Source organism: Fibrisoma montanum (genome assembly GCF_003583365.1).
GTDB lineage: Bacteria > Bacteroidota > Bacteroidia > Cytophagales > Spirosomataceae > Fibrisoma > Fibrisoma montanum.
In genome coordinates this window covers 1,276,889-1,290,889 of sequence record NZ_QXED01000001.1, presented here as the reverse complement: position 1 = coordinate 1,290,889, position 14,001 = coordinate 1,276,889, and the positions used below count along the sequence as shown (strand labels likewise).

Below are 14,001 nucleotides of genomic sequence, written 5' to 3'. Positions count from 1 at the left end.
AACCGATAGAGGTAGGTGTTTGATAACAGAACTAATCGATACGCATCCAATAGTAAAGGCCATTGTCGGATTTGCCTTCCGCTTCAATCTGCCAGCCCTGAGACTGGTAGAAGCCCAGAGCTTTAACATTCTCTTGTAGACATTTCAACCGGGAAGGACGGCCAAGTTCGGCTAAGCAATGGTTAAGAAGTGCTTTGCCAATGCCCTGATTTCTATAATTTTTATCGATGAACAGGTTATGGATAAAGTTTTCGGGTTCATACCACGAGATAAATCCTACCGATTTGCCGGCCACCAGCGCTACCCGGATAACCTCATTTTGGGTCGCCTGGTCGAAATCATCAAGCTCGTAAGCCGACGTGTCAAACCAGTGGAAGGTCTGTTGGCGCGATTCAAGGTAAATTCGGCGTAACTCTTTGGCGTAAATGCTGTCGTATTTACAAATGCCATCGCTTGAACTCCAGGGACGTAACATAAATTGCTGAATCTGTAATGACAAGCTTACTTCAGTTGGATTTAATTGACGACTAAAGCTAGCCTCGTTCTTGCCCTTCGATTACTGAGTGACCCAGTTGAAAACCAACGTACTAAGGCCTGAGGCAACTTAACTAAAAGGGGTCGTTAACAGGAAGCCTCCTATCAACGGCCCCTTTTAGTTTCACATTATTCAGATGGCTTTCTTCCACCGGAGAGCATTGATGTTTTCCCCAAGCTTGCGGCCTTCTAATAAGCCGATCTCATTGTCTTGCCGGGTATGAATGCCGCCCAGGAAACGAGACAGAGCAGACTCTTCAGCAGTGGCCCAGAATGAGGTAAACGAGCGAGCTTTGAAATCTACATTTCGCTTTGTATCACGAATGCGGCCAACGTGAGTATCATCGGTGAAGGTGAACTTATCACCGTACAATGAACCTAAAACTATCGCTGTTGCAGCCGACTGGGTGGCATGCCCGGAGGTATAACCCGGAAACGGCGGTGCCGGCCAGAACGGTACCCAGTTTGGATCAATGGTCCGCCGAACGAACGTAAAGGGGCGCTCGTTGTTAAACGTGTATTTGCACTTCCAGCAGAGAATGAAGGCGTCGGCAACGGTAATACCCACTCGAGCAAAGGTTTCGGCCGCTGTGGTTAAATTAGCCTTCGATGTGTTCACCACAATCTTTGCCAGATTATATGAGTGGCCGGGGGGCGTGAACGTTTCACTCGGGTCGTCAGCCCACCAAACGGAAATTTCTTTCTCTTCCTGAGTCAATGACTTGTTTTTGGTATAGACCTCCGCGTATTGTTTGTAATACGATGATGCCGGCTCGGTTGATACCTGTAGTGGGGCGGGCAAGTCGATCGTTGAATTAGCCGATAAGAACGTCCGGTTCTTGCCCCAGTATGGCTGTAAAGGAATCTGTTGCCCGTTTTCGGTTGGCTGCCAGGAACCGGCAAAAACAGGGTTTTTATAATCCGACGGAAAGTTTCGATTATAACCTTCGTGTCCGCCATCCGACTTTGACCACTCAACAATTGCTTCGGCCACGCTACGTCCGTAGGCAATCGAGCGTTCATTTACGGCCTGATCACTCTCTTTGTATTGTAGCAGCAATTGATTCTCCAGCGAGTCAATTTTTGCTTTGTTTGCTGCGGATGTATTCGCAAACATCGTCTTCAGAACTACGGCTTCGGCAGCATTGGCGCTGAGTGCCCAGTTGTAGGGCTGGCTGATATTTGCTTTGGGTAAGCTGGACAAACCCTGCAACTGACCGGCAAGCGATTGATGATCTGTTGTTCCGTTGACGATGGCCTCGTACATGGTAAGGCCACTGTAGCCAAGTGCCCGGGCAGCCACTGGTGGCGTAAACCCAGCACTGTTCCGAACCAGGTAAAGACTCATATCGGCCCACTTAACAGCCACCTCGCTACTAAACTGATCGGCCGTTTTAGTTTTGGGACTGACGGGTTCTTCCGACAAATTCGGATGGCAGGCTTGCAGTGACAGGAGGCTCAGCCCAACAAGTGTCAGCGTAGCACGCTTCAGCGTAAATTTTGAGTTGTGTTTCATTGTAATTTGTTGTTTTTGGCGAAAAAGATTTTGATTCTGTAGCACAGCCGGACAAATCTGCCAAGGGGGAAAAGAGCTGTTCTGTCTCGTCTGTGATGACGGTGCAAAGGTAGATACGTGGCTTATGGCGCTCCTAAAGATTGGGGTATACCAAACGTAGACGGATGGTAAGCAATGAGGTGAACAAAAGGTGAACAAAAGCAAAAAAGCCTTTCCTAAGTACCGAAAAGGCTTTTCTGCTTCCGCTGGCAAAGGCTACCGCGATTTCCTAGCCACAGTTTACCTTCCGCACACCTGTTTGGGGGCGATGTTCACAAGTCGTATACCTACTTTGCCTGATAGGACCATGGCTTACTGTCAATCAATCGCTGCCAACATAAAAAAAGGACCCGGTACGTACCGGGTCCTTTTGTATAGATTCAGAAAGAGCGGTTTATAGCTTCACACTAACCCATTCAATTGAATTCTTGACGTTGGGCTTGATCACTTCGTAGGCCACCAGCAGTTGGTTGCCAACCACAATGCCACTGGCGTTGGAGCCGCCCTGGGCGTTGGGCACAAACTGCGTCGTGGGCGTTGCTGAACCGCTCAGCGTCCGGTAAGCAATCGTAGCGGTCGGCTCATTTTCAGAAGCTTTTACTTGCTCCCAAAGCAACACGGACGACTGCGGAGCCTGTACCAGATACGCATTCTTTGCCGTTGGTTCGTCGATCACAAACAGGCGCTTGCCCGCATCCGTAACCAGACGAATGCCGCGTGAATCCTCGGCGCCCGAGAACCAGGCTACCAGCGGCCCGTTGGTACCGATCGCCGACGTTGGACCCGAGTGGGGGCAACCGTTCACTTTCCAGTTGTCCTTGAACAGAATGCGGGGGCTCGAAAATGTCCTGCCGTTGTCGGTAGACACCATCGTAGCGATGTCCCGAACGTTATCGTTGTTTTCGCGGTAGTACATGTGCAGCTGGCCTTTCGGATCGACCAGCAGACTGATCGGGCAGCAATCGCAAACGAAGGGGTCGAGGGTGCGCTCTGCACTGAACGAATCGCCCGACGACGTAACAAACCGGAGGTCCCGTGAGTGAGCCTTACCTTCAATGTCATTCAGGTACGCTACGGCTACTTCCCCGTTTGCCAGCACCGTTGCATCGAAGAAGCCACGTACTACGTTCGGCGATTTATCGCTGTGAACGGAGGCAGGCTGCGTCCAGGATTTACCGCCGTCTTTCGATACAGCATAGACAATTTGCAGATCGCGCGGCCGTCCACCACCGGCATTTGCTTTCGGAGCGGCCGGCTGGTGACCTTCATGATGGGTTGCGCCCGCACCGTGGCCGGCATGTGCATCCTGGTTTGTAGTCGCCTGCGTGGCTGCCTGTTCCGGACCGCGCAGCGCGAAAACCGCCATCATGGTGCCGTTTTTCCTGAAGAGCAGCCGGGGACGCATAAGCCGTGAGTTGCCGATGCCCGCCGATGAATGGATCAGTTGCTTGTCGCCAAAGGTCTTGCCTTTGTCGGGCGAGAGCGCCCAGTAGAAGTACACAACTCCGTTATCGTCTTTCTCGGTCCACGACATGGCCACCTGACCCTGAGGTGTCTGCATCAGGAATGGAACGGCATAGGCCCGCGTGGGGTCGGCAAACTTGTCGGCGGCATGGCCGTTGTGCATAACGGCCGCGAGCAAGCCAAGGCACAACAATAGGTTAAGTCTGTATTTCATAGCGAATTAGGATGAACACTTATTTTTTACGGGTAAAACTGGTTGTTAAAATCGGTACGACACTGTTGTAACGAACTGGCGGGGCGGAATCGGCATAATGCTGTATCGGTCGTGAATCAGGTAATTCAATTCGTTGGTAATGTTCGATACCTTAGCCAGCAGGGATATTTTCCGGTAGGTGTAGCCGGCCGTAAGGTCGATTGTAGTAAAGCCACTCAGCGGAATCAGGCGGTTGAATTCAGGCGTTTGTCCAACGGTGTTGTTCAACCCGCCATTCCGCGCACCGGTATAGAAGGCTGACGCGCCTACCTTCAGGCCACGAAGCTGCGGCAGATCGAACGTATAAAAGATAGTGGCATTGGCAGTGTGAGCGGGGTTATTAATCAGGCGCTCGCCCAGAATCGGCGCTCCTTTTACCGTCGACGTTTGCGTATATCGCATGTAGTTATACCCGTACCCCGCAATGAAGAACAGGTTTCGGGACAAATTGCCATTGAGGTCAATTTCCAGCCCGTCGCTGGTCGTCTCGCCGGTAAACTCTTTTACGTTAGCGTCCGTATTGGGTGAACCATCGAGCTTGAACGGTGCCATCTGCGCGAAGTCGCTGTTGACAATGTGATAGACACTGACATTGGCTGAGAGTTTACCGCCCAAAAGCTCATTCTTCGACCCAATCTCATATTGGTCGACAATGGAAGGGCGCAGCAACTGACCGTAAATATCGACGCCTGAGTTAAGTGTGAAATTGTTGGAGTAGCTGGCGAACAGCGAGTTCGTTGACCAGGGCTGATAAATCAGGGCAACCTTCGGCGAAAAAGCCCGGTCGTACTTTGTGGCCGTCGCACTCCTTGATTCGGCATTGGTGCGCAGGTCGAGAAGCTGAGGTTGTACCGCTTTCTGGTACGACCAGCGCAGGCCGGCAAACACTTTGATCTTATCGGTCAGGCTAATCAGATCCTGTGCATACACGCCCATCCGGTACGAAGGCGACGTTGTCCGGGTGATCGCCGTGGCATCCGGGATGTCATTCCGAACCTCAAATTTATTTGGGTCAAGGATGTTAATTCTGTCATAAGTCACAACTGGTTTGCCGCCACTTGTGATGGTGAAGGCATTGCTGACACTGACGATATTGACCAGATCGGTACCCACCAGCGTCTGGTGTTCGATCGGTCCGGTGCTGAACCGACCATTCAGGTTGAGCTGACCCGTGTAGTTTAGTTCGCTGGTTTTAGCCCGGCTCAGTGAGCGGCTCCAGTCACCGTTGGCGGCAATATTGTTGTTCGGAACTCCGGCTCCGTAGGAACTGATATCGGTACGTTGCGCAGACGTAATGAAATTCAGCCGCCAGGTATTGCTGAAAGCATGGTCAACGGTCAACGACGCACTCGTCTGATCCATGTTGTTGTAAGCCCAGCGGGTGTTGATGAAACGTGACCGGGGGATGTTGGTCGGAATAACGGCCTGCTGGTTGGCATTCAACGAACCGACACCGTTATCGGGCGTCAGGTTTGAGCGCAGGTAGTCGCCCTGCAACAAAACGGTTGTTTTCTGGCCGAGCCGGTACAGCAGCGACGGATTGACGTATACCCGATCCGTTTTGACGACATCGCGGTAGCTTTTCGCTTTCTCATACGTACCAACCACCCGAAACGCTAGGTTTTTGGCCAGCGGTCCGTACACATCCACGATGGGTTTAAGCAGGTTGTAACTGCCAACCCGCATAGACACTTCGCCCCCGTAGGTGAACTTCGGTTTTTTAGTGACCATGTTGACAACCAGGCCGCCCGATACGTTACCATACAGCAAAGCGGCACTACCCTTCAGCACTTCAACCGATTCCAGGGTGCTGGCCTCCGGAAAACCGGCTGTATTGGAAATTACTCCGTTTTTGAAAATGCTGCCGGCTGCTCCGGCAATGCTGATGCTATAGCCTCGGGCCGAGAAGGTTTCGGCAACACCACCCCGCTGCTGGGTCAGCGACACTCCACTCACGTTTTTGAGGGCGTCGCCCAGGCGCGATATCTGCTGATTTTCAATAACTACTCTGCTGACAATACCCGTTGTCTGGGGCAGATCGAGCGGGGCAATGTTAGCTTTCCCGAAGGTCACTACCTGCCGGGTACCCGTAACCTCAACCTCATTGAGCTGAGCCGCGTTTTCAGAGAGCGTTACGTCAGCGGTGGTTGTCTGACCCGCAACGACGGTTACCGGTTTCTCCTGGCGCTGCAAACCAACGTAAGTAACGACCAGGGTATACGTACCACTCGGAATGGATTTAAGAACAAACGAACCGTCGTCGGCCGTGATAGTCCCTTTCCGTATTTCTTTAAGCGCTACGTTCACAAAAGCGGCCGGCTTGGCATCCAGGGTAGTGACAACACCCGTTAGAGACCCCGTATCCTGAGCGGTTGCGCTGGTTGTATAAAAGAGAAGGCAAGAACAAAACGTGAACAGACAACTATAGAGGAGCTTCATTTATTTAGATTAAATATAAACAGTGGCAAATATAAGGCTCCGCGGATAAAACTTACAAGCATAAATTAGAAATCAATTAGAGAAACTTTTTGAAGCGCTTAGGCTGCCTATTGAAGATGGGTTGGTTTGCCCATGCGTATTACAAAGCGGCATGGTTGCTGTGACAATAGATTTTTGGTAATCTCTACGATCATCCGTGAAAGAGAAGCTGCCATTGATGAAACGATGCTTAGTACCTAGAGGATAGCCACATAGCACAGAGTAACCGGTTGTTCAGAGCCGCTCATTTGTAGAATATGGAGTACCGAAAAAGCCGCAAGCATGAGTCAGGTATAGTTCGGTTACCTGCAATACACTCATTTATAAAGGGTTATTTGGACGGTGGCATGACATTTGCCCAAAGTTGTTTGTTGGCTGCTACTTAACTGGTAGGTTGCTAACGAACTTCTTTTGTCAGTAATCAATGTGTTATTCTGTTTGATACAACTATGCTGCAGGAGCAACGAATTGAAAAAGCTGTACATATGTTTAAAGCAATTGCTCATCCCATGCGTTTACAGATCACGCTTTTGTTGGGGCAGAAGAAGGAGCTAACCGCCACGACCATTCAGGAATATCTGGACGCTGATCAGTCGCTGACATCCCACCACCTGGTTTTTATGAAGAACAAAGGGCTGCTAACCACCCGGCGGCAGCATAAGAACGTCTATTATTCGTTGGTAGAGCCGGGTCTGGCCAATGGCATCGCTGTATTGCTGGATGTGGTTGGCTCAACGATCTAAGGGTAGGTAACAGTATTGAGTAAATACAACTGATAGTGGTTCACAGTCCAACCAGCAAAATAATCAATTCATTCCTTTGCTTTTAAAACCTATATTTAAGATAGAGTATTGGGTAACTATTTGTCATTGAGAAGCTTATATATGGTATGATGATCATTGGCAAGTAATAAACCAAAACATATTATCATACCGATTACTCAAACCATACACAATCCGTTTGGACGCATCTGACTAATGTTGTTTACTTTGCTTAAAGTTCAACTAAATCAGAAAGAGACACATGAAAAAATTCTTCGCTTCTTTAGTAATTGCTTCTTTACTATTGACTTGTACCCAGTCTTTTGCTCAGCTTGATGTTGATAAAGGATCTAAGTTTCTGAATGCAGGTATTGGGCTTGGCGGCTGGGGTGGTATTGGCTATGCTGGTGGTTTGGGACTTGGCGCATCTTTCGAAGTAGGTGTTGCCAAAAATATCACAGTCGGTGCTGTTGGTGCTTTCCGGAGCTACAGCGGTTTTGGATCATACTACAGCATCGGTGGCCGTGGCTCGTACCACTTCAATGAAATATTAAGTATATCAGATGATAAGGTCGACCTATACGCTGGCCTTGGCCTCATTTACAGTGGATGGAGTTGGAATGATACTTATGTGGGCTTCCGAAATTCATACGGTGGTATAGGCTTGGGTGGACACGTTGGTGCCCGTTACTTTTTTAAGCCAGCGTTGGGCGCGTTTGCCGAAGCAGGTTTCGGAGTAGCTCCGCTGCAACTGGGTTTGTCATTCAAGTTCTAATCCAGATGACTATAAGCAAAAGAGCCCCTGCCATGTTAGCAGGGGCTCTTTTGCTTTAAGAAAAGCTTACTCCCTAGCTGGTTCCTGCAGGCTCGTTACGCCCATGTTCCAGAGGATGAACGAGTATATATCAGCCATCGTTTCCAGGTTCTTCTTCGTATTGCTGGCCCCGTGACCGGAGTTGGTATCAATGCGAATCAATACCGGATTAGCCCCTTTGTAAGTTTGTTGCAGCGTAGCTGCGTACTTGAACGAATGTGCCGGTACAACCCGGTCGTCGTGATCGGCGGTGGTAATCAGCGTGGCTGGATAGTTAACGCCCTCCCGGATATTGTGGATGGGCGAATACGCGTACAGCGCTTTAAACTCCTCCGGGTTTTCGCTGCTGCCGTAGTCGGCAATCCAGTTCCAGCCAATGGTAAACTTATGGAAACGCAGCATGTCCATTACGCCCACCTGCGGAATGGCAACGCGGAACAGGTCGGGGCGCTGGTTCATAACCGCCCCCACCAGCAGGCCACCGTTGGAGCCACCCCGAATGGCTAGTTTCTGGGGTGAGGTATACTTCTGAGCAATCAGGTACTCGGCCGCCGTAATGAAATCATCAAAAACATTCTGTTTTTTAAGCTTCATACCCTGTTCGTGCCAGGTTTCGCCGTATTCGCCCCCTCCGCGCAGGTTGGCCTGGGCGTAGATGCCACCCTGTTCCAGAAACGGAACCAGCAGTGCATTGAACGATGGGGGCAGGCTGATGTTGAAGCCGCCGTAGCCGTACAGCAGCGTTGGGTTGTTGCCGTCCAGTTTCAGGCCTTTGCGGTACGTCACGAACATAGGAATTTTCGTACCGTCTTTGCTGAGATAAAAAACCTGTTTCGTCTCATAATCAGCAGGCTTGAAGTTCACTTCAGGAGCGCGGAAAACGGTGCTTTTTCGGGTGGTTATGTCGTAGCGATAGATCGTGGGCGGGAACGTAAACGATGAGAAATTATAGAATACGTAGCTGTCGTCCTTCTCGCCCCCAAAGCCGCTGACGGACCCAATAGCCGGCATGTCGATCTCGTTTTCGAGCGTCCCGTTGTAGGCATACACGTACACGCGCGAGGTTACGTCTTTGGCGTATTCGACAAACAGCTTGCCACCGGCCGCATTAACACCACCTTCGGCAATGGGTTCCGGTTTTTCCGGAATGAGGGTTGCAAACGTTTTCCGTTTTGAATCGTACGCAACCACCTTACTGTTGGGTGCTTTTTCGTTTGTCGAGATGATTAGCCGGTCGCTGTCGTTGTCGACTACGCTGTAGCTGTAATCCGTAATCTCGGTCACAACCGACACAAACGCAGGCTTGGGCGAACGGGTATCCAGCGCGTAGAGGGCGTTGCCGTCCTTACCCTGACCGCGGTCACTGATCGTCAGAATGGCAAATCGTTCGTCGTCGGTTGTGCTGACGAGGTGAAACCGCTGCGGGTTTTTCGGGTCTTCGTACACCAGCCGGTCGGCCGACTGGGACGTGTTCAACGTGTGAAAAAAGACCTGGTGGTTTTCATTTCTGGCCGCCAGCGCGCTGCCTTCCGGTTTTGGATAGCGGCTGTAATAGAAGCCGTTACCCTGCCAGGCTGCATTCGAGATTTTTACCCAATCAATGGTTTCGGGCAGGTATTGCTTGGTTGCCAGGTCCATGATACGAAACTTCTGCCAGTCTGATCCGCCTTCGGAGAAGCCCACTACGGCATATTTCCCATCTTTCGACAGTTTGAACTCTACCAACCGGGTCGTACCGTCGGGGGAAAGCGTGTTCGGGTCGATCACCACCTCGGGCGTACCGGCCAGACCTTTCTGGCGGTACAACACGGACTGATTCTGGAGCCCGTTGTTCTTGTAAAAATAAAACCAGTCGCCTTTGCGGACCGGGGCTGAATACTTAGGGTAGTTGTACACGTCTTCCAGCCGCTGCTGCAACTGCGCCCGGTACGGAATTTTAGACAGGTAGTCGAACGTGACCTTGTTCTGTGCCTTGACCCACTGAGTTGTTTCGGCCGAGCGGTCGTCTTCCAGCCATCGGTAGGGGTCAGTTACCCGTGTGCCGTGGTACGTATCAACCTGATCGACGCGCCGGGTCTGGGGGTAAGTCAGTGGTACAGACGGGTTAGCGCCCGACGTCTGAGCGAAGGCAGCAAATGAACTTGACATGAGTAGTAATCCAATCTGAATATGAAGTCGCATAGGTTCCATCTTTAAAAAAACCGTATAATTAGATAAAGTTCAGGGTTTTGGCGGGGTAGTGCAATGGCTTTGCCGAAAAGGGACGAATAATTAGGATGGGTCATTCTAATTTGTTGAAATTTTTATAACTAGATAACTCATTGACAAGTATCTCATCTGATTGGCTCACGTCCGAATGATCCAGTATCGGTATCTGATCATCCGCTGCCTGATTGGCTTGTTGGGGGCGCTGGCGCTACCCGGATGGTCGCAGACTGGCCCGACGCTACGTGTCGATCATATCGGCGTGAACGATGGGTTGACCCAGGGATCGGTGTATTACATGCTCAAGGACAGCCGGAGCTTCCTCTGGTTTGGTACGCAGGATGGCCTCAACCGCTACGACGGCCATCGTTTCCGAACCTTCCGGCCGTCGTCGAGTGAACCCGGCCACATTCAGGGCGTCAATATTTTTGGTATCATCGAAGACCCCGACGGTAATCTTTGGGTTGGTACCGAAGCCGGCCTGAATCGGTACGACCGGCAGCGCGACCGATTTACCTGTTATTACGCCACGCAACCGGTGAAGCCGGGCGAACAGGTGCGTAGCCGGAAACCGGTGCTGAGCCGGACACTACCGTTTTATGTTGATAAAACCGAGCTGCTTTACCTCAATGATGCCGAGGGACTGGTTCGGCTTAATTATCACACCGGTCAGAAAACGATACTTAATCCATCGCTTCATCCAACCAAAGAATATGACCTGCAAAGCTCTACCGTCCGGACGCCAACCGGCGACGTCTGGCTGCATGCGCCCAAGGGCCTGATGCGGTATAACCTGCGCGACCGGACCTTACACCACTATTTCAGCGGGCAGCCTGACGACCAGACCGGACCGGCAAGAGCCGTTTTTTCGTTTTACGTCGATACCGATAACATCGTCTGGATTGGCTCCAGTTCGGGCCTGATCCGATTCGATTACCGGCGCAATACGTACCAGACGTACGAGACAATGGGCAGTATGGCCCTGAGCCCTATCTATAGTATCGCGGCCGATCAGCGTGGGCGGCTTTGGCTCGGAACCCAGCGCGACGGGGTGCTATACTTCAATAAACGCCTGCAAACGTTCGGGCAGGTCAATACATTCACCAACGATTTCAGGCGGTTGAACGATTTTGAAGTAAGCAAAGTATACGTTGATAATCTGGGCGTAATCTGGGCGAATGCCGACCCCGATGGGCTGGCTCGTATCGTACCGGATGCGTTTGTGTTCGGCGGCTTTAGCAAACGCCAGACGACCGCCGAACTGCCCGACGATCAGCGCCTGAGTCATTATTCAATCCGGGGTTTTCTGGAAGAGCGGCCCGGCCGATTATGGGTGGCAACCGAAGATGGTATTAACGTACTGGATCTGGCTACAAACCGGGTTGTCAGGCGTTATCTGATCAACGGCATTCAGGAAATTGAACGACGTAGTAAGCTGCCCATGCACAATCTGGTCAAGTGTTTGTACCGCGATTCGCAGCAGCGCATCTGGGTTGGCTCCTTAGGCGGGGTGCTGCTGTTCCGCCCCGAAACCGAAACGTTCGAGCCAGTGCTGTTCTCGTCTTCCTCCAGCCTCGTTACTTCCAACTACGTCCGCAACCTAGTCAATGTAAACGACAGCACCCTGGTAGCCGCGACCGAAGATGGCCTGTACGCTCTGAACACCCGTCAGCGTACGTGGTCCGTATTGCCGGTGTTGCCCGGGGTGAACATATTCAGTTTGTGGTTTGATACACGAACCCAACGGCTTTGGGTCGGTACGTATCTGAAGGGGTTTGTGTGCTACCAGCTGCCATCGGCTGATCGGCCCAGCGCATGGCGTCGGGTGTATGCCGGCCTGAACGGATGCACGGTGCTGCACATCCGGCAGGATGCTCATCAACCTAAACTGTGGTTAGCTACCGATCGGGGCGTCGCTACGTTTGATACGGTTACGGCCCGCACCGCTTTGTACACTGTTCAGCAGGGGCTGGCCAACGCGTTCGTTTACGGTACCCTTTCCGATAGCGGGCGAAACGTATGGATGAGTACCAACCGGGGCATATCGCGGTTCGATCCATCGACCAGGACGTTCAAGAACTTTACGCTCAGCGACGGGCTGCAGGGGTACGAATTCAACGGGAATGCCTTTTGCCGGACGGTTAACGGCGAGTTTTTCTTTGGGGGTGTCAATGGCTTCAACCGGTTCCATCCGGATCAGTATCGGGCCAGTTCATTTAACCCCAGAGTGCATATCTATAACCTTCGCATAAACGAAGAGCCCTTCGAAACGGAACACTACGTCGACGAAACGAGCGAAATCGACCTGAGCTATGATCAGAACACGGTCTCGCTCGAATTTGCCGCACTCGATTATTTCAGCAATGGATACAACACGTACCAGTATCAGCTTACCGGCTACGATGCCCAATGGGTGTCGGCTGGTGAACGCAACTACGTCCGGTACGCAAACCTGCCCCCCGACCGCTACGTTTTTCAGGTCAAAGCTGCCGGTCGGGATGGCCACTGGGGTAGTCAGGTTCGTCAACTGATTATTCACATCCGGCCTCCGTTCTGGCAAACGTTGTCGTTCATGCTGCTCGTGGTGCTGACCATTGGCCTGCTGGTTTTCGCCTGGATTCGTCGGCGCGAAAACGCCATCCGGCACCAGCAGGCTGACCGGCTCCGGCTTGCCTACGACATTCAGGAACAGGTCAAAAAGGATATCGCCCGTGATCTGCATGACGAAATCGGCACTCGATTAGCTACCCTGAAGCTCTACACGACCCGGCTGGCTCAGTTCGTCGATGAAACCGCCGAAGTGCGTTCGCTCAAGGAAAATATATTTGGGCTGATCGGCGATACGATTAGTGATGTTCGGAATCTCCTCCGAAAACTGAACCCACAAACGCTGGAGCAGTATGGCTACGTAGCGGCCGTAGAAGAGTTGTTCAATCGCATCAATGCAACCAGCACGGGCACGCTCAATGCATACCTGGAGCTGACCAATGCGCCGGGCGCCGATACCCCCGAGGCCGATGGCCAGGCCGACAGTCTGTTGGGCAACCGTTTGCCTGCCGGCATGGAAGTGATGTTGTACCGGATTACGCAGGAGCTGGTGAACAATTCTCTCAAACATGCCAACGCCAGCCGGATCGACTTGTCCATTCAAGGGTTTCCGGATCGCTTGGTGCTGATCTATTCTGACAACGGGCAGGGTTTTGATTACACGAAGTCCCGGCAGGCAGGCTCCGGACTCGGCATCGGCAACATCGAATCGCGGGTGGCTATTCTGAATGGTCGGGCCGACTGGCAGACACAGCCCGGCCGCGGTATCCGCATCACCATCGAAATTCCGATTAACCGCACCTACCGACGTCCGCCCAACAAATCCGAGCCGTTGTCTCAGCCGCAGTGAGCCGATAGCAGCCCGACACGGGGAATTAGCCCAGCCGGGTCATTCAGGAGCATTTTCTCAAAAAGCCGAACCGTCGCGGCTGCATCGCCCTGCGCCCGGTGGCGGTCATTGAGCGGAATATCGAGGGATTGGCACAGATTTCCCAGACTGTAGGAGGGCAGGCCCGGAAACAGCTTCCGGCTTAGCCGTACGGTGCAGAGTGTTCGCCGGAAGTAGTCGCATCCCAGCCAGTTCAGCTCTTTCCGGATGAAATTGAAATCAAAGCCGACGTTGTGAGCCACGAAGATCGCATCCTCAGTAATACTCATGACCTCATTGGCAACGTCGTCAAAGGTCGGTTCGTACTGAACCATCTCGTCGGTTATGCCCGTCAGGCGGCTGATGAACGGAGGAATCGGCTGGCCGGGGTTCAGGAGGGAATGAAAGGTGTCGACAATCTGTCGGCCATCATGTCGGAAGATGGCAATCTCGGTCAGGCGGGTAGGGCCTTTTACGCCCCCGGTGGTTTCGACGTCAACGATACAATACACGCCTTAAAGA

9 protein-coding genes are annotated in these 14,001 nt (G+C 52.0%); 3 read left to right on the top strand and 6 right to left on the bottom strand.

Annotated features, from left to right (window positions below):
- Window positions 1-31: 31 nt before the first annotated feature.
- The 4 genes from DYU11_RS05540 to DYU11_RS05525 all read right to left on the bottom strand — a co-directional run bounded on the left by DYU11_RS05540 (window position 32) and on the right by DYU11_RS05525 (window position 6,245).
- Complete coding sequence (locus DYU11_RS05540) at window positions 32-499, bottom strand: GNAT family N-acetyltransferase (RefSeq protein WP_199736668.1); 468 nt, start codon at window positions 497-499, stop codon at window positions 32-34.
- Between the two features lie 168 nt (window positions 500-667).
- Window positions 668-2,050, bottom strand: coding sequence for a vanadium-dependent haloperoxidase (locus tag DYU11_RS05535; RefSeq protein ID WP_119666599.1), 1,383 nt, complete (start codon window positions 2,048-2,050; stop codon window positions 668-670).
- 433 nt (window positions 2,051-2,483) lie between these two features.
- Window positions 2,484-3,767: a sialidase family protein gene (locus DYU11_RS05530; RefSeq protein WP_119666598.1), complete on the bottom strand. Its 1,284-nt coding sequence runs from the start codon at window positions 3,765-3,767 to the stop codon at window positions 2,484-2,486.
- 45 nt (window positions 3,768-3,812) lie between these two features.
- Window positions 3,813-6,245 (bottom strand): TonB-dependent receptor, encoded by a 2,433-nt coding sequence (locus DYU11_RS05525; RefSeq protein WP_119666597.1) that lies wholly within the window; start codon window positions 6,243-6,245, stop codon window positions 3,813-3,815.
- A 488-nt stretch (window positions 6,246-6,733) separates the two neighbouring features.
- Between DYU11_RS05525 and DYU11_RS05520 the strand changes: the two genes are divergently transcribed.
- Together DYU11_RS05520 and DYU11_RS05515 are read left to right on the top strand one after the other, a co-directional pair.
- Window positions 6,734-7,027: an ArsR/SmtB family transcription factor gene (locus tag DYU11_RS05520; RefSeq protein ID WP_119666596.1), complete on the top strand. Its 294-nt coding sequence runs from the start codon at window positions 6,734-6,736 to the stop codon at window positions 7,025-7,027.
- A gap of 280 nt (window positions 7,028-7,307) precedes the next feature.
- The gene (locus DYU11_RS05515; RefSeq protein WP_119666595.1) at window positions 7,308-7,820 is read left to right on the top strand and encodes a hypothetical protein; all 513 of its coding nucleotides are present in this window, start codon (window positions 7,308-7,310) and stop codon (window positions 7,818-7,820) included.
- A 66-nt stretch (window positions 7,821-7,886) separates the two neighbouring features.
- Here the strand turns inward: DYU11_RS05515 and DYU11_RS05510 are convergent, their stop codons facing one another.
- On the bottom strand, window positions 7,887-10,007 hold the full coding sequence (locus tag DYU11_RS05510; RefSeq protein WP_119666723.1) for a prolyl oligopeptidase family serine peptidase: 2,121 nt from the start codon (window positions 10,005-10,007) through the stop codon (window positions 7,887-7,889).
- 193 nt (window positions 10,008-10,200) lie between these two features.
- Between DYU11_RS05510 and DYU11_RS05505 the strand changes: the two genes are divergently transcribed.
- On the top strand, window positions 10,201-13,461 hold the full coding sequence (locus DYU11_RS05505) for a sensor histidine kinase (protein ID WP_229365701.1): 3,261 nt from the start codon (window positions 10,201-10,203) through the stop codon (window positions 13,459-13,461).
- On the opposite strand, the gene DYU11_RS05500 is transcribed toward DYU11_RS05505, so the two are convergent.
- A complete protein-coding gene (locus DYU11_RS05500; RefSeq protein WP_119666593.1) occupies window positions 13,449-13,991 on the bottom strand; it encodes a 3'-5' exonuclease in 543 nt (180 codons plus the stop codon). The two genes, DYU11_RS05505 and DYU11_RS05500, sit on opposite strands and share 13 nt — an antisense overlap.
- Between the last annotated feature and the right edge of the window lie 10 nt (window positions 13,992-14,001).